The organism is Nonomuraea sp. B12E4 (assembly GCF_039871825.1).
Classification (GTDB): Bacteria; Actinomycetota; Actinomycetes; order Streptosporangiales; family Streptosporangiaceae; genus Nonomuraea.
The window spans coordinates 100,695-124,483 of the sequence record NZ_JBDPME010000006.1; the positions used below are offsets into that span (position 1 = coordinate 100,695).

At 70.6% G+C, this 23,789-nt stretch carries 24 protein-coding genes; 11 read left to right on the forward strand and 13 right to left on the reverse strand.

The annotated features are described in order from the left end of the window. Positions 1-3: 3 nt before the first annotated feature. Both ABGB18_RS16360 and ABGB18_RS16365 read right to left on the reverse strand, forming a co-directional pair. Positions 4-1,260, reverse strand: a complete 1,257-nt coding sequence (locus tag ABGB18_RS16360) for an ATP-binding protein (RefSeq protein ID WP_347696346.1) — start codon at positions 1,258-1,260, stop codon at positions 4-6. A gap of 131 nt (positions 1,261-1,391) precedes the next feature. After that, positions 1,392-2,339 (reverse strand): DNA polymerase ligase N-terminal domain-containing protein, encoded by a 948-nt coding sequence (locus ABGB18_RS16365; RefSeq protein ID WP_347696347.1) that lies wholly within the window; start codon positions 2,337-2,339, stop codon positions 1,392-1,394. 20 nt (positions 2,340-2,359) lie between these two features. On the opposite strand from ABGB18_RS16365, the gene ABGB18_RS16370 reads away from it, so the two are divergent. Further along, on the forward strand, positions 2,360-2,503 hold the full coding sequence (locus ABGB18_RS16370) for a hypothetical protein (protein WP_347696348.1): 144 nt from the start codon (positions 2,360-2,362) through the stop codon (positions 2,501-2,503). 16 nt (positions 2,504-2,519) lie between these two features. Here ABGB18_RS16370 and ABGB18_RS16375 read toward each other — a convergent pair whose 3' ends face one another. From ABGB18_RS16375 to ABGB18_RS16400, 6 genes are all read right to left on the reverse strand, one after another. Further along, complete coding sequence (locus ABGB18_RS16375) at positions 2,520-3,194, reverse strand: FadR/GntR family transcriptional regulator (protein ID WP_347696349.1); 675 nt, start codon at positions 3,192-3,194, stop codon at positions 2,520-2,522. 25 nt (positions 3,195-3,219) lie between these two features. Further along, a complete protein-coding gene (locus ABGB18_RS16380) occupies positions 3,220-4,242 on the reverse strand; it encodes an MBL fold metallo-hydrolase (RefSeq protein WP_347696350.1) in 1,023 nt (340 codons plus the stop codon). Between the two features lie 53 nt (positions 4,243-4,295). Further along, a complete protein-coding gene (locus tag ABGB18_RS16385; protein ID WP_347696351.1) occupies positions 4,296-5,426 on the reverse strand; it encodes a steroid 3-ketoacyl-CoA thiolase in 1,131 nt (376 codons plus the stop codon). A gap of 42 nt (positions 5,427-5,468) precedes the next feature. Further along, positions 5,469-6,458 carry a sigma-70 family RNA polymerase sigma factor gene (locus tag ABGB18_RS16390; RefSeq protein WP_347696352.1) on the reverse strand — a complete coding sequence of 330 codons (990 nt, stop codon included), beginning with the start codon at positions 6,456-6,458 and terminating at the stop codon, positions 5,469-5,471. Positions 6,459-6,587: 129 nt separating this feature from the next. Continuing rightward, the gene (locus tag ABGB18_RS16395; RefSeq protein ID WP_347696604.1) at positions 6,588-7,529 is read right to left on the reverse strand and encodes an NADP-dependent oxidoreductase; all 942 of its coding nucleotides are present in this window, start codon (positions 7,527-7,529) and stop codon (positions 6,588-6,590) included. A gap of 126 nt (positions 7,530-7,655) precedes the next feature. Further along, positions 7,656-8,255 carry a TetR family transcriptional regulator gene (locus ABGB18_RS16400; protein WP_347696605.1) on the reverse strand — a complete coding sequence of 200 codons (600 nt, stop codon included), beginning with the start codon at positions 8,253-8,255 and terminating at the stop codon, positions 7,656-7,658. Between the two features lie 328 nt (positions 8,256-8,583). On the opposite strand from ABGB18_RS16400, the gene ABGB18_RS16405 reads away from it, so the two are divergent. From ABGB18_RS16405 to ABGB18_RS16425, 5 genes are all read left to right on the forward strand, one after another. After that, complete coding sequence (locus tag ABGB18_RS16405; RefSeq protein WP_347696353.1) at positions 8,584-9,705, forward strand: acyl-CoA dehydrogenase family protein; 1,122 nt, start codon at positions 8,584-8,586, stop codon at positions 9,703-9,705. After that, complete coding sequence (locus ABGB18_RS16410; protein WP_347696354.1) at positions 9,705-10,859, forward strand: acyl-CoA dehydrogenase family protein; 1,155 nt, start codon at positions 9,705-9,707, stop codon at positions 10,857-10,859. The genes ABGB18_RS16405 and ABGB18_RS16410 overlap by 1 nt, the downstream gene beginning before the upstream one ends. Before the next feature lie 83 nt (positions 10,860-10,942). Next, a complete protein-coding gene (locus ABGB18_RS16415) occupies positions 10,943-11,875 on the forward strand; it encodes an OB-fold domain-containing protein (protein WP_347696355.1) in 933 nt (310 codons plus the stop codon). Then, positions 11,875-12,294, forward strand: a complete 420-nt coding sequence (locus tag ABGB18_RS16420; RefSeq protein WP_347696356.1) for a MaoC/PaaZ C-terminal domain-containing protein — start codon at positions 11,875-11,877, stop codon at positions 12,292-12,294. Before ABGB18_RS16415 ends, ABGB18_RS16420 begins: the two co-directional genes overlap by 1 nt. Positions 12,295-12,303: 9 nt before the next feature. Further along, on the forward strand, positions 12,304-13,494 hold the full coding sequence (locus tag ABGB18_RS16425) for a lipid-transfer protein (protein ID WP_347696357.1): 1,191 nt from the start codon (positions 12,304-12,306) through the stop codon (positions 13,492-13,494). A 256-nt stretch (positions 13,495-13,750) separates the two neighbouring features. On the opposite strand, the gene ABGB18_RS16430 is transcribed toward ABGB18_RS16425, so the two are convergent. Then, positions 13,751-15,322 carry a hypothetical protein gene (locus tag ABGB18_RS16430; RefSeq protein WP_347696358.1) on the reverse strand — a complete coding sequence of 524 codons (1,572 nt, stop codon included), beginning with the start codon at positions 15,320-15,322 and terminating at the stop codon, positions 13,751-13,753. 300 nt (positions 15,323-15,622) lie between these two features. Here ABGB18_RS16430 and ABGB18_RS16435 point away from each other — a divergent pair, with 300 nt between their 5' ends. From ABGB18_RS16435 to ABGB18_RS16455, 5 genes are read left to right on the forward strand one after another with little or no spacing between them, the layout of a single operon-like run. Further along, on the forward strand, positions 15,623-16,681 hold the full coding sequence (locus ABGB18_RS16435; protein WP_347696359.1) for an ATP-binding cassette domain-containing protein: 1,059 nt from the start codon (positions 15,623-15,625) through the stop codon (positions 16,679-16,681). Next, positions 16,674-17,351, forward strand: coding sequence for an ABC transporter permease (locus tag ABGB18_RS16440; RefSeq protein WP_347696360.1), 678 nt, complete (start codon positions 16,674-16,676; stop codon positions 17,349-17,351). The genes ABGB18_RS16435 and ABGB18_RS16440 overlap by 8 nt, the downstream gene beginning before the upstream one ends. Further along, positions 17,348-18,040: an ABC transporter permease gene (locus ABGB18_RS16445; RefSeq protein WP_347696361.1), complete on the forward strand. Its 693-nt coding sequence runs from the start codon at positions 17,348-17,350 to the stop codon at positions 18,038-18,040. Before ABGB18_RS16440 ends, ABGB18_RS16445 begins: the two co-directional genes overlap by 4 nt. A 38-nt stretch (positions 18,041-18,078) precedes the next feature. Further along, positions 18,079-19,002: an ABC transporter substrate-binding protein gene (locus tag ABGB18_RS16450; protein ID WP_347696362.1), complete on the forward strand. Its 924-nt coding sequence runs from the start codon at positions 18,079-18,081 to the stop codon at positions 19,000-19,002. A gap of 43 nt (positions 19,003-19,045) precedes the next feature. Beyond that, complete coding sequence (locus ABGB18_RS16455; protein WP_347696363.1) at positions 19,046-19,528, forward strand: flavin reductase family protein; 483 nt, start codon at positions 19,046-19,048, stop codon at positions 19,526-19,528. Between the two features lie 159 nt (positions 19,529-19,687). Here the strand turns inward: ABGB18_RS16455 and ABGB18_RS16460 are convergent, their stop codons facing one another. The 4 genes from ABGB18_RS16460 to ABGB18_RS16475 all read right to left on the reverse strand — a co-directional run bounded on the left by ABGB18_RS16460 (position 19,688) and on the right by ABGB18_RS16475 (position 23,772). Then, a complete protein-coding gene (locus ABGB18_RS16460; protein ID WP_347696364.1) occupies positions 19,688-19,930 on the reverse strand; it encodes a LuxR C-terminal-related transcriptional regulator in 243 nt (80 codons plus the stop codon). Positions 19,931-20,293: 363 nt separating this feature from the next. Then, the gene (gene sppA / locus ABGB18_RS16465) at positions 20,294-21,988 is read right to left on the reverse strand and encodes a signal peptide peptidase SppA (RefSeq protein ID WP_347696365.1); all 1,695 of its coding nucleotides are present in this window, start codon (positions 21,986-21,988) and stop codon (positions 20,294-20,296) included. 183 nt (positions 21,989-22,171) lie between these two features. Then, positions 22,172-23,413, reverse strand: a complete 1,242-nt coding sequence (locus tag ABGB18_RS16470; RefSeq protein WP_347696366.1) for a DUF6596 domain-containing protein — start codon at positions 23,411-23,413, stop codon at positions 22,172-22,174. Then, the gene (locus ABGB18_RS16475) at positions 23,395-23,772 is read right to left on the reverse strand and encodes a YciI family protein (RefSeq protein ID WP_347696367.1); all 378 of its coding nucleotides are present in this window, start codon (positions 23,770-23,772) and stop codon (positions 23,395-23,397) included. The genes ABGB18_RS16470 and ABGB18_RS16475 overlap by 19 nt, the downstream gene beginning before the upstream one ends. Positions 23,773-23,789 lie beyond the last annotated feature (17 nt).

The window sequence follows — 23,789 nt, forward strand, 5'->3', positions numbered from 1 at the left end:
CCGTCAGCCGACCTCCCAGAGCGCGCTGACGGGCATGGCCAGCATCCGGTCCCCGAAGGGCAACGTCTGCCCACCGGTATGCAGGACGACCCCCGCGACCAGGTCATCCCCAAGCCGAGCGGCAAGGTGCCGCAAGCCCCGGAAATCCTCCGCCCGAACCGTGGAGGCGGCCTTCACTTCGACACCCACCACCTGACCTCGCCGATTCTCCAGGACAGCGTCTACTTCGACACCGTCCTTGGTCCGGTAGTGGTACAGGTCCACCTGACTTTCCGCCCAGGTCAGCTGGCGTGCCAGCTCCATCAGAACAAAGCCTTCGAGCAGAGGGCCGAACGATCCGTTGGGGCGGACGAGCCCGCGCGCGTCGACACCAAGCAGGTTGGCCGCGACGCCGGAATCCACGAAGGCCACCTTGGCGGTGCTGATGGCACGGCTCGTGAGGTTACGCGACCAGGCAGGTATGCGCTTGATCAGGTATACCTCTTCAAGGAGGCTGAGATACCTGGCCGCCGTGCTCGCGGGGAGCCCCAGGTCGCGCCCGATCGACTGACGCACCAGGAGCTGACCGGATCTGGCCGCCAGCAGACGGATGAGCGCGTGGACGTCAGGCACCCGTTCGATGCTCGAGAGCTCGTGTACATCGCGGGCGACCAGATCCCCGAGATATGAATCGAAGAAGCGCTGACGCCGTCGAGCGTTCGTGCGGGTGACCGCCTCCGGAAAACCTCCGCGAACCACGCGCTCCGCATAGTCGGCGCGCGAGATCAGGGACATGTGGCGCAGGTCGGCGCCTTGAGTGAAGATCGCGTCGACGAAACCGTCGGGTGTGCTGTCGATCTCTCCTTGGGAGAAGGGCCAGAGCTCAATGGTCTCCATCCGCCCGGCCAAGGTGTCGGGCAACGCGCGCAGGCCCAGTATGCGAGCGGAGCCTGTCAGCAGGTAGCGACCAGGTCTGGGGTCGTCGTCGACTTGTGCCTTGATGGCCAGCAGCAACTCCGGCACTCGCTGGATCTCGTCGATGACCATCATGCCGGGAAAGTCGACGAAGCCTTCCGGATCGCTCTTGGCCCCTTGGCGCATGAACTCCCTGTCCAGGTCACGCCACTCCGCCGTTTCCTCCTTGGCCATCTGTCTGACCAAGGTGCTCTTGCCGCACTGTCGCGCACCGTTGATCAGGACGACGCGGGTGTCTCCGAGGGCTTCTGCCACGGCTTTCTCAGCGTGCCGTGGCACCACCCTGCCGGGCGGAGTGTTGACCATGAACCTAGGATGTCACGTTCCCAGCATCCTCTGTGGTGGTTTGGTCGCAGTGGTCGTGGTGGTTTGGTCGCACCTCACGTGGTGGATTGGTCGCTAGGCTGGTGGTGGTTCGGTCGCTGGGGCGGTCGCCCTTACGATGGGATGAGCAGCCAGGACGTGGACACGCCGGGCTCGTAGGGTGAGTCAAGACGCTTGGCCAGCACCCCCGGCAATCCCTGCTCGCGGGCCGCCTGGCGCACCGGGGCGAAGTCGCCCGGCCAGGCGGGGGCGGTCTGCCAGTGGCCGCCGTTCACCCCGAGCGCCTCCAGGGCGGCCCGCCGGGTGGTGTAGGGCTCGGCGAGCAGGGAGTGGCTGTCGTCGTACAGGAGGTCGTAGAAGACCAGGATCTCCGCGCCGCCGAGGGTGGCCAGCTCCCCGTCCAGCACCGCTGTACGGCTGCCGAACGACTCCGCCAGCGCGCGCAGCCACGGATGCTCGCGGGCGGCCGTGGTGCGCCCGCCCTCGATGGGGACCAGCAGGCGGCGGCCGCCCCAGGCGAACTCGAAGGCGTAGGCCGCGGCGTCCCGAGGGGGCTTGGCCCGCTCGGTGGGGAGCATGGGGTCCACAGCGGGCAACGGGTCCCGGGCCGCGGCGTCCATGCGGTGGATCATCCAGTTCTTGCCCCTGGTCCGGAAGAGCACGAAACGGCCGGCGGCCCGCTCGCCGTGCAGGACGAACTTGACCTCGCGATCCGACCACTTCTCCGTCTCGTACGTGCCGGTGTCCCAGACGGTCATGGTGCCGCCGCCGTACTCGCCCTGGGGGATCTCGCCGTGGAAGGTCAGGTACTCCATCGGGTGGTCCTCGGTCTGCACGGCCAGGTGGTTGGTCCCGGGGTCGGCGGGCAGGCCCTTGGGGACGGCCCAGGAGACCAGGACGCCGTCGCGTTCCAGGCGCAGGTCCCAGTGCAGGGCCCGCGCGTGGTGCTCCTGGATGACGAACGCGTTGCCGTCCGGCGAGGGAGAGAGCGATTCGGGGACGGGCTCGGGGGTACGTTCGGCGTCGCGTTTGCTCCGATATTTCGAGAGTTTGTCGGGCACAAGGACGGTCCTACCCGCTCGTGCCCTCCCGACCACGAGTCCGGCGCTCGTCCGGCGTGCTGTCGGCCGACGAGGGCGGCGCGCACATCGCCCGCCAGGCCACCCTGCCCGACGCCCCGACCGGCGTCTTCCTCAACGAGCAGGGCGGCGTCCACCCCTGGTGACCGGTCCCGCCGGCGGTCAGTCCAGCGCCTTGCGCAGCCACGACTCCACGCCCGCGACGTGCACGGTGGCCCAGGAGCGGGCGACGTCGGCCTGGCGGGCGGCGATGGCCTCGTAGATCGCGGTGTGCTGCTCCCGCGTCTTCTGCATCGCGCCCTCCTGTGTGAGCCCGCGCCAGATCCGCGCCCGAGTGGTCGGACCTGACAGGCTCTCGATGAACGAGCTCAACACGCTGTTGCCCGACCCCTGCGCGATCCGCTGGTGGAACTTCAGGTCGTTGGCGACCAGTTCCTCGACCGTGGGCTCGGCGGGCAGCGACTCCAGGATCACCCGCAGCTCGCCGATCTCGGCGTCGGTCATCAGCTCGGTGGCCATCGCCGTGGCGGCCGGCTCCAGGATGCGCCGCACCTCGAAGAACTGGATCACCGTGTCGTCGCGGTGCAGGTCGAGCACGAACGACATGGTGTCCAGCAGCAGCCGGGGCTCCAGGCTGGTGACATAGGTGCCGTCGCCCTGCCGTACGTCCAGCACGTTGATCAGCGACAGCGCGCGCACGGCCTCGCGCAGCGAGTTGCGTGACAGGCCGAGGCGTTCGGCGAGGTCGGCCTCCTTCGGCAGCCGGTCACCCGGGGCCAGCTCGCCGGAGAGGATCATCTGCTTGATCTTGTCGATGGCCGCGTCGGTGACCGCCACGCTCTTCTCCCTAGACATCGGATGTCTAGGAGTCTAGAGCCTGAAAGCGGACAGGATCGACACCTGAAAGGCGACATATCCGGCCCCTGGCCTCCAGCGTGCGCAAGTGAGCGGCGGCCTCTCCGGCGGCCATGCTCCTGAGCACGGGGGACAGGGCGTCCCACGGCCTGTTCCACGTCATCATCGCGGCGACCTCCCAGATGGTCGGCGGGTGCGGCCGCTCCGTCAGGAGGGCGAGCAACTGGTCGAGCTTCTCCTCGTGATGGTGGCGGATCTGAGCGGCTCGCGCGGCCACATCGGGAAATATCCATTCATGAGCGGGGAGCGCGGCGAGCGGTCCCAGCTCGCCGACCCGAGCCAAGGATTCCAGGAAATCACCCAAGGGATCGACATCATCCCGGTCAAACGGATAAATGCCGACGTGTGGGGTTATCTCGGGAAGTACGTGGTCGCCGGTGAACAGCCGGTCGGCGTCCTCCAGGTGCAGGCAGATGTGCCCGGGAGTGTGGCCGGGTGTGTGCACGGCCCGCAGCTTGCGCCCCGGCAGGTCCACCAGGTCGCCGTCGCGCAGCTCGCGGTCGGGGATCGCGGGCGGCGCGGGCCGGTCGCCCATCGACTGGCCGGCCTCGGCGGGGTCGGCCCCGGCCCGCCGCAGCATGTCCGACTGGAACGCGTCGTGCTCGCTCGCCGCGTACGTCGTCATGAGCCTGACCAGCGCCGCGTCGTTCTCGTGCATGGCGATCCAGGCCCCGGACACGTCCCTGACCTGCCCGGCCAGTCCGGCGTGGTCGGGATGGAAATGGGTGACGACCACCCCGCTCACCGCCGTCACGTCGAGCCCGAGCGCCGCGAGGCCGCCGCTGAGCGCCTCCCAGGCGTCCGGATGGTTCCACCCGGCATCGACCAGCACGGCACCCCTGGGCGACTCGACCGCGTAGACGAGCGTGTAGCCCAGTGGGTTGCCGGGGATCGGCACCGGCACGCTCCACACCCCGCCGCCGAGATCCTGCGGCCGCTGCTCCGCGTACGGCCTGCGCTTGCTCTTCATCTGCCCCCCGCTGGGTGACGAGTGTCGTGAACCACCTGATCGACCGTGCCGATTCACCGCGCCGGGTTCGGTGCGAGCCGCTCCAGGATCGTCGCCGTGGCCAGTGCCCCGCCCGCGCACATCGTGACGAGCGCGGTCGTGGAGTCCGAGCGTTCGAGCTCGTGCAGGGCCGTGGTGATCAGCCGCGCGCCGGTGGCGCCCACCGGGTGCCCGAGGGCTATCGCGCCGCCGTTGACGTTGACCCGGTCGAAGTCGGGCTCGTGCACGCTCGCCCACGAGAGCACGATCGAGGCGAACGCCTCATTCACCTCGAACCTATCGAAATCGCTCATCGTCATCCCGGCCGCCGCCAGCACCTTGGCCGTCGCGTTCACCGGCCCGTCCAGGTGATAGTACGGCTCTGCCCCGACCAGCGCCTGGGCCAGGATCCGCGCCCGAGGGCGCAGCCCGTACCGGCGGGCCGCCCGCTCGCTCATCACCAGCACGGCGGCGGCGCCGTCGGAGATCTGCGAGGACGTGCCGGCGGTGTGCAGGCCGCCCTCGACGATGGGTTTGAGCCCGGCCAGCCCCTCGACGCTCGTCTCCCGTAAGCCCTGGTCCCGGCACACGTCACCGATGGGCACGATCTCCCGCTCGAACCGCCCGTCGGCCCACGTCTTGGCGGCCAGCCGCTGCGAGCGCGCCCCGTACCAGTCGAGCCGCTCCCGCGTCAGCCCGCGCCGCCGCGCGATCCGCTCCGCGGCGGCGAACTGGCTGGGCAGGTCGATGCTCCAGTCGTCCGGCCTCGGGCGCGCGGGCAACACGTTGCTGCCGAGCGGCGCCCGGCTCATGACCTCCACACCGCAGCCGATACCGACCTCGATCACGCCCGCGCTGACCATCGCGGCCGCCAGGTGTACCGCCTGCTGTGAGGAGCCGCACTGCGCGTCCACGGTGGTGACGCCCGCCTGGTAGGGCAGCCCGGCATAGAGCCACGAATGCCGGCCGACGTGTCCGCCCTGCTCGCCCGCCTGGGTCACGCATCCGGCGAAGACCTGCTCGACGGCCGCCGGGTCGATCCCCGCCCGCTCGACGAGCCCGTTGAGCACCGTGGCGAGAACCTGTTGCGGCTTCAGCCCGGCCAGCCAGCCCGCCCGCTTGCCGATCGGAGTCCTCACCGCTTCGACGATCACAGGTGTGCCCACGGTCACCTCCAGAACGATGCTCTGGCGTGACTGTAACGCGTTCTACTTTGGTGCGGAAGCCTCCAGCGTCGCGGGCAGCCCGAACGTCTCGAACAGGCTCTGCTCGAAGAACATCCCCACGTGGCTGATCTGGTCTCCGGTGAACGTCAGCACCATGAGCGCGAACTGCCGGTGCACGTCGCCATCGCGGTGATAGACGGCGAAGGACGGTTGCCCGTTGGCGCCGATGGGGATCAGCCGCAGATCGCCCGCGCGCTCGGCCGGGCAGTGCGACCTGGTGAGCTCCATGATCGTGTCCGGCCCCTGGTACCAGCCGACGAACGGCGGCATCTCCCAGACCGCGTCCTTGGTGAACAGGTGCACCAGGCTGTCGATGTCGTAGTTCTCGAACGCCGCCACATAACGGTCGAGCTGGGCCCGCTGTTCCCGCGACAGCGGCTCCACCGGGTCGTCGAGGCTCGGCGAGACCTCGTTGAGCTGGGCACGGGCGCGCTGCAGGATGCTGTTGACGGCCGCGGTGGAGGAGCCGACCGCCTCGGCCACCTCGGCCGCCCGCCACTTGAGCACGTCACGCAGGATCAGCACCGCCCGCTGCCGGGGCGGCAGATGCTGGAGCGCGGCGATGAGCGCGAGCCGGATGCTCTCCCGGGAGGTCACGATCGAGGCGGGGTCGTCGGCGCCCACGCCCGCCATCGCGTCCGGCACGGGCTCCAGCCACGGCACCTCGGTGTCCTGGACGAGGGGCGCGCTCGCCTCGGTGCTCGGCGCGCCCAGCCCGGTCGGCAGCGGCCGCCGGTTGCGGCTGTCGAGCGCGGTCAGGCACGCGGTGGTGGCGATGCGATAGAGCCACGTACGCAACGAGGAGCGCCCCTCGAAGCCGTCGTACGCCCGCCACGCGCGAAGGTAGGTCTCCTGGACGAGATCCTCGGCGTCGTGCACCGACCCCATCATGCGGTAGCAGTGCGCCAGCAACTCGCGCCGCATCGGATCGGCCGCCTGGAGGAATTCCTCATTTGTCGGCTTGTCGCTCATACCACCTGTATAGACGGCGCCACCGACAGACCGATGAATCCTTTACCTTCGGCTGGTAGATCAGCGCCCCATCACGGCCGGTGTCGCCGTGTGCCACCGGCCGCGGGACCGCCCGGCGGAACCGGCGTCTCAGTGCGGGACCGTGAGGACGATCTTGCCGGTGGTGCGGTTGGTCTCACCGAGCTCGTGGGCCTTGGCCGACTCCGCCAGCGGCAGCACGGCGGCGATCTCCGCCCGCAGCCGGCCGGCCTCCATCAGGGCGGCGAGCGCCCGCATCGCGGCGTGGTCCGGCTCCACCAGCATGGTCTCGGAGCGGATGCCCAGCTCGGCGACGGTCTCGGCGTGGACGCCGCGATCCAGCAGGCTCAGGACGAGCGAGACGATCGTGCCGCCCCGGCGCAGGGTGCGCAGCGAGCGCGGCCCGTACTCGCCGCCGACGGTGTCGATCACCACGTCCACGTCCCGCACCACTTCGGCGAAGTCCTCGGTCCGGTAGTCGACGAGCTCGTCGGCCCCCAGGCCGCGCAGGAAGTCGTGCTTGGCGGCGCTGGCCGTGCCGATCACGTGGGCCCCGCGTGCCTTGGCGATCTGCACCGCCAGGTGGCCCACCCCGCCCGCGGCGGCGTGGATGAGCACCCGCTGGCCCTCCCGCACGTCGGCCACGTCCACGAGCGCCTGCCAGGCGGTCAGCCCGGCCAGCGGGATCGCGGCCGCCTGCACGTGGTCGACGCCCGCGGGCTTGCGCACGAAGTGCCGGGACGGCGCTGTCACGTACTCGGCGAACGAGCCGTGCCCCTGCGGGTACTTCAGCATGCCGAACACCTCGTCGCCCGGCCGGTAGAGGGCCTGCCCGATGCCCGACGCCTCGACGACGCCGGAGACGTCGTACCCGAGAACGAACGGCGGCTGCCCCACCATGCCGCCGGTCGCGCGGGTCTTCCAGTCGGTCGGGTTGAGCGAGGTCGCCTCCACGCGCACCAGCACCTCGGTCGGCCCCGGGGCGGGCTTGTCGGCCTGTATCAGTTTCAGCACTTCCGGGCGGCCGAGGACGTCCTGGCTGACTGCGTTCATCTTCATGCCGTACAGCGTGCTCGGGCCCGACCCGGGGCGCGAGTGGCCCAGAGGCCAGGATGTGCAAGGATTGGGCCATTCAGCCCGTCGTCGCGCATCGCGTGGCCGTGCCGGCCACGGCGGGGATCAGGCGTCGGCGAGCAGCCGCGCGGCCGCGGTCTCGATGCGCCGCTGGATCTGGTCGTACGTACGCCGCCCGCGCAGCATCTCCAGCAGCTCCTGCACCCACACGCTCGCCAGCGACCCCGCCAGGTCGAGCTGCTCCTCGGTGGCCTGGTCGATCGTCAGCCCGTCGGCCGAGACGCGCAGCAGCAGCCCCGTCATGCGGTCGCCGAACGGGGTCTGCACCTCTGCCATGATCAACGACCGGATGAGCGCGTCGGCCAGCTCCGGCTCGCGCATCAGCCCCCGGGTCGCGCGCATCAGCACGTCCACCGCCCGGCTCGACGGGGTGGCCGCGCTGGGCGGCCGGCGCTCGATGCTGCTCTCCAGGAGGTCGATCTCCTCGCCCACCACCGCCACGACCAGGTCCATCTTGGAGGGGAAGTAGCGGTAGAGGGTGCCGAGCGCCACGCCCGCGCGCTCGGCGACCGTGCGCATCTGCATGGCCTCGACCCCGCCGCGCGAGGCCAGCGCCGCGGCGGCCTGGACGATGCGCTTGCGGCGTTGGTGCTGGCTGCGCGTACGGACGCTGTGCCCGCCCGATGGGGTGGGGTGACTCTCCATGGTCCCCTCGGGATCGGTTGAGGGCGTGGCGATCGACGCGTGCGAGGTACGCATGAGAACACGTTATCTGATTTCTCGATAACGCGGCTTGTTACTCGCCAGTCACAAACCAGCCGTATTGGCCCATGTCTGCGGTGTTACTGGCATATATGCCTACTTATCGACATGGGAGGCCACTGGACAGATATTAGAATGTGTTCTAGTTTGCCATTCGACTGACCTAGCGCTTGCTGCAGGGAGGAGCGATGACCGCGGACACCCTCGCGTCCCTGCCTCCCGCCCGGCCCGAGGACGTACCGTACGGCAGGCAACACCTCCTGGAGACGTGATGGATTTCAACCTGGACGAGACCCAGCAGGATCTACGCAAGCTGGCGGCCGAGGTGCTGGCCAGGGACGGGGAGCCCGGCGAGCGGTTGCGGCAGGCCGGGCTCATGAGCGTGTGTGTCCCCGAGGCGGCGGGCGGGGCCGGGCTCGGGCCGGTGGAGATGGCCGTGGTGCTGCGGGAGGTGGGTGCGCGGGCGGCCGCGGCCGGCGCGCTGCCCACCCTGGTGGGCACGCTGGCCCTGGCCCGATATGGCACCCCTGACCAGCAGCGACGCTACGGCGGCGGGCCGGACGACGGGGGAGGCGGGCGGCTCGCGGTCGCGCTGCGCGAGCCCGGCCGGACGCCGGCCGACCCGCCGCTGACGACCGCCCGGCAGACCGCCGGTGGCTGGACGCTGACCGGTCGCAAGGCCTCGGTGCCCTACCCGGGACCGCCGCTGCTGGTCACCGCCGACGCGGGGCTGTTCGTGGTGGATCAGCCCCCTGATGATCAGCCGTCCGCCGGTCAGCCGTCCGTCGATCAGGCGTCCGGTGGGCAGGCGTCCGGCGAGCAGGGGCCTGGCAAGCGGTCGTCCGGTGGGCAGGGGTCCGGTGCTGGGGTGACCGCGCGTCCCGAGTACACCTCCACTGGCGAGCCTGCCGCCACGATCGTGCTGGACGGGGCCCCGGCCGAGTGGGTGGGCGGGGGCGAGGCGGTCGATGGGGTGCGGTGGCTGTTCATGGCCGCCGTCGCCGCCCAGGCCAGTGGCGTGCTGGCCGGGGCGCTGGAGCTGACCACCGCCCACGTCAAGGCCCGCAGGCAGTTCGGCCGCGCACTGGCCGAGTTCCAGGCGGTGACCATGCAGATCGCCGACGTGTACATCGCCGGGCGAGCCCTGGACGTGGCCATGTGGTCGGCGGTGTGGCGGCTGGGCGAGGGGCTGCCCGCCGACCAGGACGTGGCGCTGGCGGCCTATCACGTGAGCGAGGCGGTCAAGGCCCTCTACACCTGCCAGCACCTGCACGGCGGGCTCGGGCTCGACGTGACGTACCCGCTGCACCGCTATTTCGCGCAGGCCAGGCACCTGTCCCAGTTGCTCGGCGGCGCCGACGCCCAGCTCGACCTGATCGGAGCGCTCGTCTGATGCTGATCGACCTGACCGCCGGCCAACGCGCACTTCGCGACGAGCTCCGCGAGTACTTCCGGGGTTGCCTCTCCGACGACGACCGCAGGAAGATCGCCGCGGACCCGTTCGGTGAGGCGTACATGGAGCACTGCCGTCGCCTCGGCCGCGACGGCAAGCTGGGCCTCGGCTGGCCCAAGGAATATGGCGGAGGCGGCTACGGCCCGCTGGAGCAGCAGATCTTCGCCAACGAGATAGCCCGGGCCGGTGTCCCGTACCCGATCATCACGGTGCAGACCGTGGGGCCCACGATCATGCAGTACGGCACCCAGGAGCAGAAGGACCTCTTCCTGCCGCGCATCCTCGCCGGGGAGTGCCACTTCGCGATCGGCTACAGCGAGCCCGAGGCGGGCACGGACCTGGCCTCCCTGCGTACGACGGCGGTGCTCGACGGCGATCACTACGTGGTCAACGGCCAGAAGGTCTTCACCAGCGGCGCGCACTACGCCCAGTACATCTGGCTGGCTGTCCGTACGAATCCGCAGGCCAAGAAGCACAAGGGCATCACCATGATGATCGCCGCCACGGACGACCCCGGCTTCTCCTGGACGCCGATCGTCACCATGGACGGCCGCCACCACACCAACGCCACGTACTACTCCGACGTCCGCGTGCCGGTGAACATGGTGGTCGGCGAGGTGGACCGGGGCTGGGATCTGATCGTCAACCAGCTCAACCACGAACGTGTCACCCTCGGCCCCGCAGGGAACCTCGGCCAGACGTACGACCGCTTCCTGGCCTGGGCGCGCCGCACCGGGCTCGCGGAGCACCCGGACGTGCGCCGGGCGCTGGCCCGGGTGTGGGTGGCCTTCCGCACGAACGAGCTGCTGAACTGGCAGGTCGCCGCGAACATGGACCTCGGCTGGCTGGGCGCCCCGGACGCGTCGGCCACCAAGATCTACGGTTCCGAGCGGATGCAGGAGGCCGGCAGGCTCGTCGGGGACGTGCTGGCCAGGTACGGCGACCCGGCGGACCCGGAGACGGCCGAACTGCTGGAACGTACGGATCTGGGGGTCAAGGGAGGCTTGGTGCTGACCTTCGGCGGCGGGGTGAACGAGGTACAGCGGGAGCTGATCGCGATGCTGGGCCTGGGCCTGCCGAGGCCGCCGCGATGAACCAAAACGCCTGCCGGGCGACGGCGCGAAACGCCTGCCGGGCGACGGCGCAAAACGCTTGCCGGGCGACGGCACACGACGAATTGACTGAACTCGCGGCCAAACAGGTGGCGCTGGGCGAGGTCCGGGGCGCCCCGGCCGCCGACCCGGTGGACGTGCCCATGATCAGGCACTGGCTGGCCGCGATGGGCGACGCCAATCCGGTCTACCTGGAGGAAGGGCTGGCCCCGCCCGCGATGGCGCAGGTGTGGACCATGCAGGGCCTGCGTGCCGAGGCCAAGGGGAGCTCGCCGGTGGACGCCATGATGACCGCGCTCAACGCCCGCGGGTACACGGGCGTGGTGGCGACGAACTGCGAGCAGACCTATCACCGGTACGTGCGCGTGGGCGAGCGGCTCACCGCCGCCACCAGGTTCGCGGACCTGGCGGGACCCAAGCGGACCGCCCTGGGGGTGGGCTACTTCGCCACCTGGAACATCACCTGGTACAGCGAGGACGACGAGCCGGTGGCGGAAATGCTCTTCCGAGTCCTGAAATTTCGCCCACCCGACCGCACATCCGACCACGAGCCGGGGCGCCCACCCGACCGCGAGCCCGACCGCACACCCGGCCGGGAGCCGTATCCGCTGCAGCCCGCGATCAACCAGGACACCGCCTTCTTCTGGGAGGGCACGAGACGCGGCGAGCTACGCATCCAGTCCTGCGCCGACTGCGGCGAGCTCCGCCACCCGCCCGGCCCTCTCTGCCCCCGCTGCCGCTCCACCAACCGCACCCACACGCTCGCGACCGGCACCGGCACCCTCTACAGCTACGTCGTCCACCACCACCCGCCCGTCCCGGGGCGAGCGGTCCCGTTCGTGGTGGGTGTGGTGGAGCTGCCCGAGGGTGTACGCATCGTCGGGAACGTCGTGGACTGCCCGATCGAGGAGGTGACCATCGGCATGCCGCTGCGCGTGACGTACCGTCCGATGGACGACCGGCTCGTCCTGCCGATGTGGACGCCCCGGGAGCAGTGATGCGGACGCTGACGGCACAGGAGGTCACGATCGGCACCGCGCTCCCGCGCTCGTCCCTCGACCTCACCCCCACCATGGTCATCTCGACGGCGCTGGCCACGATGGACTTCACCCCCGTGCACCACGACACCGAGCTCGCCAGGGCCCAGGGCTCGGCGGACATCTTCCTCAACATCCTGACCACCATGGGCCTGGTCGAGCGCTACGTGACGGACTGGGCGGGCCCGGAGGCCGTCATCGGGAGCATCAACGTCAGGCTCGGCGTCCCCGCGTACGCGGGCGACCGCCTGAGCTTCGAGGGCACGGTCGTGTCGGGCGCGGACGGCCGGTTCACGGTCGAGGTACGCGGCCAGGTGAGCCTCGGCGACCACGCCACCGGCACGGTCACCCTCACCCTCCCGGATGACCAGGCCGGATGACCAGGCCGGATGACCAGGAAGGAGACGGGGACGTTGTTGAGGTCGCGGGCGGCCATCGCGGGCATCGGGGCCACCGAGTTCAGCAAGCGGTCAGGGCGTTCCGAGCTGCGACTGGCCGCCGAGGCGGTGCTGGCCGCGCTGGACGATGCCGGGTTGTCGCCCGGCGACGTGGACGGCATGGTCACCTACAGTCAGGACACCAACCAGGAGATCGCCGTGGCCAGGGAGACGGGCGTCGGGGACCTGACGTTCTTCTCGCGGGTCGAGTACGGCGGCGGTGCGGCCTGCGCGACCGTCGCCCACGCGGCCATGGCCGTGGCCACCGGGATGGCCCGGACGGTGGTGTGCTACCGGGCCTTCAACGAGCGCTCCGGACGCCGATTCGGCCAGCCGAACGCCGGCCTGACCGGCGAGCCCACCTCCCAGGGGCTGGAGATGAGCTGGCACGTGCCGTACGGGCTGATGACGCCCGCGGCGTGGGTGGCCATGTTCGCGCGGCGCTACATGCATGCGCACAGCGCGACGTCGGAGGACTTCGGGCGGGTGGCGGTGGCGATGCGCAGGCACGCCGCCACCAACCCGGCCGCCTGGTTCCACGGCCGGCCCATCACGCTGGCCGAGCACCAGGAGTCCCGGTGGATCGTCGAGCCGCTGCACCTGCTCGACTGCTGTCAGGAGAGCGACGGCGCGGTGGCCCTGGTGGTGACCTCCGCCGGACGCGCCCATGACCTGCGCAGATCCCCAGCGGTGATCACGGCGGCGGCCCAGGGGTCGGGCGGCGGCCAGCACATGATGACCAGCTACTACCGCGATGACATGACCGGCCTGCCCGAGATGTCCGTCGTGGGCGGGCGGCTCTGGGAGATGTCGGGATTGTCGCCGCGGGACATCCGGACGGCCATCCTGTACGACCACTTCACCCCGTTCGTCCTGGCCCAGCTCGAAGAGCTCGGCTTCTGCGGCCGGGGCGAGGCGCCGGACTTCATCAAGGACGGCGGCATCGAGCTGGACGGCCACCTCCCCGTCAACCCGCACGGGGGTCAGCTCGGCGAGGCCTACATCCATGGCATGAACGGCATCGCGGAGGCGGTCCGCCAGATCAGGGGCACCGCCGCCAACCAGGTGCCCGACGTCGCGAACGTCCTGGTGACAGCGGGCACCGGCGTGCCGACGAGCGGCCTCATCCTCTCCGCGGACTGACCCCCCCGGCGTGGCGCGTTTCCGGAGGTGGCCTCCCAGGGCAGGAGAAACGGGAGCAATGACCGCCGCCTTTCAGCGCAGCGGGGGAGCACCATGCACTGGCATGCCTACCGGTGGACGAGCGCGGGCGACGAACGGTCCGGCGAGGCCGAACGCCGCCCGGACGCGCCCGGCTTCCGGTCCTCGCCGCTGCCGCCGCTGCGGACCGGCGACTGGCCGATCACGGCCAGGGGTACGGACCACGCCCGGGCGCGGATCACGGCCCGAGGAACTGCGGCACGGAGAAGAACACGATCATCGCGATGGCCACGCACACCAGGAACCCGATCAGCTCCCACGCCCAGTCGTGATGGCGATCCCGGCGCCGCCGCACCTTCGGCGGCCGTGCCGTGACCTCCGGCTTCCGCTTGGCGGGCGGCCGGGCGCGCACCGGACGCGGCGCCAGCAAGGACGACTCCTGACGCGACACCGGCGACGAATCCGACCGCGAGGCGAGGAACGACTCCGGGCGCGAGGCCGACAGCGACTCCGGCACGGCCCCCAGATCCGCGGCGGGCGGCTCCGGCGCGAGGCCCTGACCCGCGCCACGGAGCCCGTCCTCGGGCTCCGGCAGCCGATAGACCGGCTCGACGGGCTTGTTGCCGAACAGCGGCGCCGTGGGATCGGAGTGGAAACGCGGCCCCGCGGGCTTGGCACGCGGCTGGAACAGCGGCGCCGCCTCACGGGGAGCGTCGTCCCGCCGCGGCGACCCCGTCCACCGCGGCAGCCGGCGCCCCGGGCGTTCCGGGCGCGCCGCCGGTGGGTCGACCGGCCGCTCGGGACCCTTGTGCACCAGCACGTCGCCCGTCAGGGACGGCCCCGGCCGGCTTCTCGGCGGCAGCAGCACGTCGCCCGTCGCGAAGGGCTCCTCCGTGTCGTCCGGCAGGAGCACGTCGCCCGTCACGAACGGTTCCGGCCCGTCCGGGGCAGCCAGGAAGAACGGCCGTTCCCCGGGGACCGGCGAGCCCTGGGCGGGCCCGGCGGAGTCCAGCGCGCCCAGCGGGTCGCGGAGCTTGGGCATCGGGGCCGTGGTCGCCTCGTGCGAGCGGGCCCGCGACGGCGACGGCGACGGCGGTGTCATCAGCTCGGAGGGGAAGATCACCGTGCTGGTCGCCGGATCGGCCTCCGCCAGTGGCTGCGGCCAGATCGGCGGCCCGGGCCAGCGTGGCTTGACGAACAGCGGCCCGGGGCTGGCCGAACGGGAGCCCGCGAAGTGGATGCGCAGCCCGCCCGGCGGCTCCGGCCACGGCAGGCGGCACAGCACGTCGCGCAGCGGCGCGATGCCCAGCGCGCCGTAGACGTCCTCACCAGGCCGGTCGACGCGGGCCCCGAGGCCGAGCAGCGCCATGCCGAGCGACTGCCGGAAGCGGTCTCCCGCCCCCACGACCAGCTCTACGGCGGTGTCCGGCGCGACGTCGAGCACCCAAGCCAGTTCGGCCTTGCCCAACCCGCACACCGTGCACAGCACCAGCACCTCGCGCTGGTGCGGCCGCAGCTCGCGCAGGGTGCGCTCGACGAGCGCGGAGGCCGGATCGAGGAGCGGATCGACGGCGGGCGGTGAGTAGACGACATCCCGCCGGTGGATCTCGCGGCGGGCGAACGCGTAGAGAGCGGCACGGGGAGGCTCGTCGCCGGAGACGCCGGTGAGCACGGACACCAGGACGTCGGACGCGGAGCCGGGGTCGCCGAGCTGGTCAGCGCAGTACGCGAACAGCCCGGCGGCATGACGGTCGTAGAGCTCTGCGATCACTTCTGCGCGAGGGCGCTGACCGGTGAGCGGCTGAGACACGGGGCCGGATCCTCTTGCTCCTGGTGCGGACGCGATGATGACTCTTGCTTTATGTGTGGACGCTGAGGGTGAGGGTGGTGGATGCGCTCGTTGTACGACTGTGGGGGTAATCATGCCAACACACCCTGGTCTGGCGCACTACCAGATCCGGATTTCATGTGAATAACCCTGGTCAGTGAAGCGTTTAACCCGGGCCCAAGGGGACAGTGGGGGGCGCATCACCGTAGTCTTGGGGGCCAGCAGATCATGTGGCGGTCGTGGCAGGGGGGCCGCGGCCCTGCCACGAGCGAGAGGTCGCGCGTGATCACATTCGACGCAGTCACCAAACGTTACCCAGACGGCACGGTCGCCGTGGATCGCCTCAGCCTGGAGGCGCCCACCGGCGAGATCACCGTGCTCGTCGGGCCCTCGGGCTGCGGAAAGACGACATCCCTTCGGATGATCAATCGTATGATCGACGCCACGGAGGGGCAGATCCTGCTCGACGGCGTCCCCGTGCGGGGCATCGACCCGCCGACGTTGCGGCGTGGCATCGGCTATGTCATCCAGCAGGCTGGGCTGTTCCCGCACCGGAAGATCGTCGACAACATCGCCACCGTCCCCTACCTGCTCGGCTGGGACCGGAACAAGGCCCGGGGCAGAGCCATGGAGCTGCTCGAACGCGTCGGGCTCGACCCGGCGCTCGCCCGGCGCTACCCGTTCCAGCTCTCCGGGGGTCAGCAGCAGCGGGTCGGCGTGGCCAGGGCGCTGGCCGCCGATCCGCCCGTGCTGCTCATGGACGAGCCGTTCAGCGCGGTGGACCCCGTGGTGCGTACGAGCCTGCAGGACGAGCTGCTCAGGCTCCAGGCGGAGCTGAACAAGACCATCGTCTTCGTCACCCACGACATCGACGAGGCCATCAAGCTCGGCGACCGGGTGGCCGTGCTGCGGGTGGGCGGCCGCCTGGCGCAGCTCGCCGACCCCAAGACGCTGCTGTCGGACCCGGCCGACGACTTCGTCCGCGAGTTCCTCGGGCATGACCGGGGGATCAGGCGGCTGCAGTTCGTCACCACGGAGAGGCTGCGGCTGCGTACCGACCTGACCGTGGCGGAGGGGTACGCGGGCGACGTGGCCGAGCCGTGGTCGCTGGTCGTGAGCGCGGACGGCAGGCCGGTCGGCTGGGTGGCCGGGACGCGGCCGGACGTGCTGGAGCCGTTCGGGACGTTCGTGCACGGCCACGACTCCATGCGGTCCGCGCTGGACGCGGCGCTGTTGTCGCCCTCCGGCTGTGCCGTGGCCGTGGACGAGGGCGGCAAGGTCGTCGGCGTGGCCACCAGGGAGGCGCTCGACGAAGCGCTGGCGGAGGCGGCAGATGGGTGATGGTCCCCCCTCGATCTGGGAGTGGATCGCGCGCAACTGGGACACCGGCCGGGTCGACAGCATCAAGAACCTGCTCACCGACCACCTGATCATGTCGCTCGTGCCGATCCTGCTCTCGCTGGTCGTGGCGTTGCCGCTGGGCCTGGCCTGCGTGCGCTGGCGCTGGCTCTACCAGCCCACCTCCGGCCTGATGAACGTCGTCTACGCGCTCCCCTCGCTGCCCGTCTTCATGCTGCTGATCTCGGTGACCGGGTTGTCGCAGACCACCGTGATCATCCCGCTCACCTTCTACGGCATGGCGGTGCTGATCCCGGCCGTGGTCGACGGGCTGGGCTCGGTGCCCGACCACGTGCGGCAGTCGGCCGTCGCGATGGGGTTCACCCCGCTGCGCCGCCTGCTCGCGGTGGAGCTGCCGATCGCCGTGCCGGTGGTGCTGGCCGGGCTGCGGGTGGTCGCCGTCTCCAGCATCAGCCTGGTCAGCGTGGGCGCCCTGATCGGCCAGGGCGGGCTCGGGAGCCTGTTCACCAGGGCCTACCAGAACCCGTTCATGCCGCCGGTGATCGTCGGCATCGTGCTCATCGTGGCGCTGGCGCTGGTCGCCGACGGGCTGCTGGTGCTCGCACAACGGCTGCTCACCCCGTGGGTACGCGCCAGGAAGGGCACGGGATGAACTGGCTGATCGCGTTCTTCGACTGGCTGGTCGAGTTCTTCGGCGACCCCGCGCGCTGGTCCGGCCCCGACGGCATCCCCGCGCGGCTGCTGGAGCACCTGCAGTTCTCGGCCCTGGCGCTGGTGCTGGCGGTGCTGATCGCCGTGCCGCTCGGGCTGCTGATCGGGCACACGGGCCGGGGCGAGGTGGTCGTGGTCGTGTCCGCGAACCTCGCCAGGGCGCTGCCCACGCTGGGCCTGCTGGTGATGTTCGTGCTGTTGCTCGGTGCGGCCTCGATCTGGCCGGTGATCATTCCGCTGGTGCTGCTGGCGGTGCCGCCGATCCTGGTGAACACCTTCGAGGGCATCAAGGGAGTCGATCCCGAGCTGCGCGACGCGGCGTACGGGATGGGGTTGCGCGGCGGGCAGGTGCTCGGGCGGGTGCTGGTCCCGGTGGCGCTGCCGCTGATCCTGCTGGGCTGCCGGCTTTCCGCCATCCAGGTCGTGGCCACCACGACGGTGGCCGCCTACACCGGGCTGGGCGGGCTGGGGCGCTTCGTCATCGACGGTTTCGCGACGAAGGATTACGCGCGGGTCGTCGGTGGTTCAGTACTCATTGTCCTGTTTGCGCTGGCAGTACAGATCTTGTTCGCGCTCGCGCAGCGGGTGACGGTCTCGCCGGGGGTGAGCCGTCGGCTGAAGGTTCGATAGTCTCCTGTATTACCTCCCGCTTAGAAGGGAAAAGCAAGATGAGACGGAAGTACGGCATCGCTGGAGCGCTGATCTCGGCGATGCTCGCGCTGACCGCCTGCGGTGGCGGCAGCACCGGGGGAAATCCGCTCGACACCACGAGTGCGGCTCCCAGCGGGTCGGCGGCCGCGGCGGGCGGCAAGGCCGTCGTCGGATCGTTCGACTTCCCCGAGAGCGTGCTGCTGGCGTCGATCTACGCCCAGGCCCTGGAGGCCAAGGGCGTGCAAGTGGAGGAGAAGCCGAACATCGGCACCCGCGAGGTCGTGATCGACCAGGTCAAGACCGGCGGCCTGACCGTCGTGCCGGAGTACAACGGCAACCTGCTCGCCTTCCTCGACCAGAAGAACACCGCGGCGACCACCGACGACGTGGACGCGGCGCTGAAGGAGAAGCTGCCCGCCGAGCTGGAGGTGCTCGACTCCTCACCGGCCGAGGACAAGGACAGCCTGTCCATCACCAAGGAAACCCAGACCAAGCAGTCGCTCAACACCATGGAGGACCTGGCCAAGGTCTCCAAGAACATGACCTTCGGCGGGCCGCCCGAGTTCAAGGAGCGGTGGGAGGCCAGGCTGAAGGAGGTCTACGGGCTCGAGTTCAAGGAGTGGAAGTCCACCGGCGCGACCACCGCCGACGCGCTCAAGGACGGCTCGATCCAGGTCGGCAACGTGTTCACCACCGACCCCAAGATGACGGCCAACAACCTGGTCGCCGTGCAGGACACCAAGAACATCTTCCCCGCCCAGAACGTGACGCCGCTGCTCAACAAGGCGGGGGCGACCGACACGATCAGGACCACGCTCAACGACATCTCGGCGAAGCTCTCCACGCAGTCCCTGCTGGACATGATGCGGAGCATCTCCGTCAACAAGGACGAGCCCGCCACGGTGGCCAAGGAATGGCTGACCTCCAACGGCCTCGGCTGACACCCGGCGCGCCGAGGGCTCCCCGATTCCCGGAGCCCTCGGCGTGAGCGAGCTCACGGAGGCGATGGCGCAGCTCGCGGCCGGGGTGGCGGTGGTGACCGCCCGCGACGGGCGCGACGACCTCGGCGTCACGGTGTCCGCGCTGATGTCCGTCTCCCTGGAACCCCCGCTCGTGCTGGTGAGCCTGGCCAGCGGCGGCTACCTCAACGAGGTGCTGCTGCGCCAGGACCGCTGGGCGGCCTCCCTGCTGTCGGCGGACCAGGCCGCCATCGCCAGCCGCTTCGCCGCCGCGGGCCGCCCCAGCGCCCGCCTGCTGGTGGCGGGCACCCCGCACCACCGGGGACCGCACACGGGCGCGCTGGTGGTGGAGGGCGGCGTGGCCGCTCTGGAGGCCGAGACCACCAAGGTGATCCCGGCCGGGGACCACATGCTCTACCTGGCGGCCGTACTCGCCGTCTGCTACGTCAACCCCTCGCTCAACCCACTGGTACGGCTCCGCGGCCGCTACCGCTCGACAGGGTCATGACGCGCAGTTTCCTCTTCGTCCTGGGCAGCTCCCGCCGGGGCGGCAACGCCGAGACCCCGGCCAGGCGTGCCGCCGCCCATCTGGGCTCGGTCACCACGACCGGCGGCAGCGCAACTCCCCCCGGTCTGCGGCACGGAACTGTTGAGGCGGCGACCATGTTCATGGTCGGCGCAGCAGCCCTCGCTCCAGGGCCGTCACGACGGCATGGGTGCGATCGTTGACCTCCAGCTTGGCGAACAGCCGCAGCAGGTAGGTCTTCACCGTGGCTTCCGCGATGGTGAGCCGGCTGCCGATCTCGGCGTTGGTGAGGCCGTCGGCCACCGCGTTGAGCACATCGAGTTCGCGTGGCGTCAGCGCCGCCTGAGCGGGTCGCCGCATCTTGGCGATCAGCTTTTCCGCCACGCGCGGAGCCAGGACGGTCTCGCCGCCTGCCGCCGCGTGGATGGGGTTCGCGCGACCAGCGGATCCACCTGCTTCTGCGCGCCCAGCTCCGGTCCGCGCATGGTCACCCTGACCACGATCGCCCTGCCATCCGGGGACCTCACGGGCGCCGCCGCACTCTCCACCCCGGGCAGTCGCTCCATTCGTGCCTTGACCTCGCCCGCGGCCGCCTGTCCGGCCATACCACCCAGGCGGTCCAGGAGACGCACGTAACGGCGATCAGCCCTGTACGGGTCAGAGGGCGTTTCCTGGAGGCCCCCAGCCATGTGCGGTGAGTGGCGGCCCCCTTGGCTCCGCCGTAACAGATGAAGCCCTTAAAGGCGGTCAGCGGATTACGTACCACGAGGGCAGCAGGAGAGGGCCGGGGGGCAGGCCGAGTTCGGCGGACAGGTGGGCCAGCGGGCCCCAGGCGTCCAGTCGGATCCTGGCCAGGGCGGCCGATCTGTCCTCGCTGGACTCCGGCCCGCGCAGGCGGTCCAGCGGGTTGAGCCGCGGATAGGTGCGCACGGGCGCGTCGTCGGAGAGGCGGGTGCGCTTCCTGGCCAGGGCCAGCGCGTCCTCCAGCCCGCCGAGCTCGTCCACCAGGCCGCCCGCCTGCGCGTCGGCGCCGGTCCAGACGCGGCCGCGGGCCAGCTCGTGGGCGCGTTCGCGGGTGAGGTCGCGGCTCTTGGCCACCTTGCTCACGAAGTCATCGTAAATGCGGTCGAGCCAGGCGTTCACGCGTTCCCACTGCTCGGGGGAGAAGCCGCGGGAGGTGGAGAACATGCCGGCGTTGGCCCCCTCGGCCACCATCTCCGAATTTATCCCGATTTTTTGGAGCATTTCGGAAATGACGGGCTTGCCGCCGTACACGCCGATCGAGCCGGTGAGCGTGCCCGGCTGGGCGACGATCACGTCGGCGGCCATCGACACGTAGTATCCGCCGGACGCCGCCAGGTCTCCCATGGAGACGATCACCGGCTTGACCTTGCGGGTCAGTATCACCTCGCGCCAGACCGTGTCGCTGGCCACGTATGAGCCGCCGGGGCTGTCCACCCGGAACACGACGGCCTTGATGTGGTCGTCGCGCCTGGCCGCGCGGAGTGCGGTGCTGATCGTGTCGGAGCCCATCGCCCCGCCCCCGCCCAGCGGGCTGCGGCCGCTGCGGCCGGACTTGATCATGCCGGTGCCGTGGACGAGCGCGATCCCGTCGGCCATCGGCTGCGGCAGCTTCTTGACGGCCGCGCCCCTGGCGTAGCGGGAGACGTACAGGAGGTGGGCGTCGGCTCCCGCCGAGCGCTTGACCTCGTCGTAGACCTCGTCCCGGTAGGCCAACTCGTCCACCAGCCCGGCCTCCTGCGCCTCCGCGCTGGAGAACGGGCCGCGGTCGATCAGCTCGCGCACCTTGACCGGATCCAGCCGGCGGCCGTCGGCGATGCCCGCGACGAGGGTCTCGGTGACCGACTCCACGATGCGGCTCATGGACTCGCGGTGCGGCTCGGTCATGTGGTCCTGGGTGAAGGTGTTGACGGCGGTCTTGTACTCGTGCCGCTGGGCGGCCTCGTAGCCGACGCCCAGCTTCGTCAGCGCACCCTTGAGGAAGCGCTGCTCCATGGCCACCCCGGTCAGCCCCACGTCGCCGCTCGGCTGCAGGCAGACCCGCTCGAAGGCGCTGGCCAGGTAGTAGGGCACCGTGCCGCCGCCGAACTCCCCGAACGACTCCGCGAACGCCACGGTCAGCTTGCCCGAGGCCCGGAAGTGGATCACGGCCTGGCGCACCTCCTGCACCATGGCCAGGCCCAGCGGGGCGCCCCCCACCTTGACGATCAGCGCCCTGACCCTGGCGTCCTGCCTGGCCCGCTTGAGCCCGGACAGCACGTCGGAAAGACGCGGCTTGCGCATGGACAGGACCGCGGCGAGCGGATCCGTCGGCGGGCCCTCGGTGAGACCCTCGGTGAGATCGAGCTCCAGCACCAGCGGTGCGGTGCGCCGCTGGCGAAGCTTGTCGACGGTTTCGAAAATCGCCCTGCCTGCGTCCATAGAGCCACCCTAAATGGTCGTCTCCGTAAAGTTCTCGGGGATTACGCAGCTTCGTCGAGTACGGCAGGCTGATGCGCGGCGGGCGTCCCGGCCGGTGCCGGTCGCTGCCTGAGCTGCAGCGGTTCGGCCCACTACTGGGGGCTGGCGATCCATACGCCCAGCAACGGCAGATACGAATCCCGGTCAGCGGGACAGTTCCTTGGCGCGTCGTTCGAGAAAGGCTCGGACAGCCGGGACCGTACTGAGGGTGGACGCTTGGGTGTAGGCCGCGACCGCGTCCTGGTGCCGGCCGAGCCGGGCGAGCAGGTCGCCGCGTGCCGCGTGATAGGGCTGGAACCGCTCCCGTTCGACGGGCAATGCCTCCAGCAGCGACATTCCCGTCTGGGGTGAGCGGGTTCGGCCGATGACGGCGGCGTGGGCGACCCGGCTGCCCAGGCTCGGCGCGATCGCGACCAGAGCGGTGTAGAGGGTGCAAAGTGCGTTCCAATCGGTGGCACCGCTGCGGGCCCGATCGCAGTGGACCGCCTGGATCGCCGCCTCCAGCTGAAACCGCCCGGGCGCCTGGCCGGGCCGCTCGGTCCGGCGGAGATAGGCCTCGCCCTCGGCGATGAGGTGGCGGTCCCACTCGTCCGGGTCTTGGTCCTGCAACGGCAGATAGCGATCGCCGGGAGTCATGGCACGCGCCGAAGCCAGGGTGAGCAGCGCCGCCAGCGCCCACGCCTCGGGCTCGTCGCCGAGCAGCCTCGCGATCGTGACGGCCAGGTACCGGGCCTCACCCGCAAGCGACGCCCCCTCGCCCCGCTCCGGAAAGGCCAGCGCGTAGCAGCCGTACACCGCCTCAAGCGCCGACGGCAGCCGCTGGGGTATCGCCTGCCGCCCGGGAACGACGAAGGGAATCTTGGCGTCCCTGATCCGCCGCTTGGCCCGCACCAGCCGTTGCGACATCGCCCCGGCGGGCACGGCGAAGGCCCGCGCGATCTGAGCGGAGTCGAACCCGAGCACGGTCTGCAACATCAGCGGGGTACGGACGTTGGCGGCGATGGCCGGGTGCGCGCAGACGAACAGCAGGGCCAGTCGCCGGTCGGGGATCCGGTCCGGGTCGAGATCGTTCAGTGGCTGGACGGCGTCGGCGCCGATGTCGGTGGCCGCCTCCAGCGACCGGTTGCGGCAGTGGGCGGCGGACTTCCACAGATCCCGCTGCCGGTTGCGTGCGACCGTTAGCAGCCAGCCGTCGGGGTTGTCCGGTACGCCGTCGCGCGGCCACGTGGCCAGAGCCTGCTCGAAGGCCTGCGCCAGGGTGTCCTCGGCGAGTTCGAGGTCGCCGGTCGGAGCGGCCAGCAGGGCGACCAGCCGGCCATAGGACGCCCGTGCGGTGCGCTCGACGACGTGCGCAGCCGTCTCGCCGGTCACGATGAAGCGACCCACGTCCCGCCCTCGATGTGCACGGCACCGGGCCGGACCTCGACGGTGCCCCAGGACAGCGGCGGCGCCTGCCGCGCCCACTCCAGGGCGGCGTCCAGATCCGGCACGTCGATGACGATCACGCCCCCGAGCTGCTCCTTGGTGTCGGCGAACGGCCCGTCCTGGATCCGCGGCTCCCCATCGACCAGCGTGAGCGTGGTCGAACTGGTCGATGGCTGCAGCACCTGGCCGCTCACCAAAATCCCGGCCTGCTCAAGCGTCGCGGCGTAACTGGCCATGGCCCGCATTCCGGCGGCTATCGCCTCGGCCCCGATCGACTCCTCGCTCGCCTCGCTGTAATGGAACAACAACATGTACCGCATGTCCCAATCCTCCCTCG

Coding starts and splice junctions, on each gene's coding strand:
- ABGB18_RS16380 (WP_347696350.1), bottom strand. CDS start 4,242: ATGAAGAGCAAGCGCAGGCCGTACGCGGAGCAGCGGCCGCAGGATCTC.
- ABGB18_RS16475 (WP_347696367.1), bottom strand. CDS start 23,772: ATGCGGTACATGTTGTTGTTCCATTACAGCGAGGCGAGCGAGGAGTCG.
- sppA (WP_347696365.1), bottom strand. CDS start 21,988: ATGGACGCAGGCAGGGCGATTTTCGAAACCGTCGACAAGCTTCGCCAG.
- ABGB18_RS16405 (WP_347696353.1), top strand. CDS start 8,584: ATGGATTTCAACCTGGACGAGACCCAGCAGGATCTACGCAAGCTGGCG.
- ABGB18_RS16445 (WP_347696361.1), top strand. CDS start 17,348: ATGAACTGGCTGATCGCGTTCTTCGACTGGCTGGTCGAGTTCTTCGGC.
- ABGB18_RS16450 (WP_347696362.1), top strand. CDS start 18,079: ATGAGACGGAAGTACGGCATCGCTGGAGCGCTGATCTCGGCGATGCTC.
- ABGB18_RS16390 (WP_347696352.1), bottom strand. CDS start 6,458: ATGAGCGACAAGCCGACAAATGAGGAATTCCTCCAGGCGGCCGATCCG.
- ABGB18_RS16360 (WP_347696346.1), bottom strand. CDS start 1,260: ATGGTCAACACTCCGCCCGGCAGGGTGGTGCCACGGCACGCTGAGAAA.
- ABGB18_RS16400 (WP_347696605.1), bottom strand. CDS start 8,255: ATGGAGAGTCACCCCACCCCATCGGGCGGGCACAGCGTCCGTACGCGC.
- ABGB18_RS16420 (WP_347696356.1), top strand. CDS start 11,875: ATGCGGACGCTGACGGCACAGGAGGTCACGATCGGCACCGCGCTCCCG.
- ABGB18_RS16410 (WP_347696354.1), top strand. CDS start 9,705: ATGCTGATCGACCTGACCGCCGGCCAACGCGCACTTCGCGACGAGCTC.
- ABGB18_RS16440 (WP_347696360.1), top strand. CDS start 16,674: ATGGGTGATGGTCCCCCCTCGATCTGGGAGTGGATCGCGCGCAACTGG.
- ABGB18_RS16395 (WP_347696604.1), bottom strand. CDS start 7,529: ATGAACGCAGTCAGCCAGGACGTCCTCGGCCGCCCGGAAGTGCTGAAA.
- ABGB18_RS16425 (WP_347696357.1), top strand. CDS start 12,304: ATGACCAGGAAGGAGACGGGGACGTTGTTGAGGTCGCGGGCGGCCATC.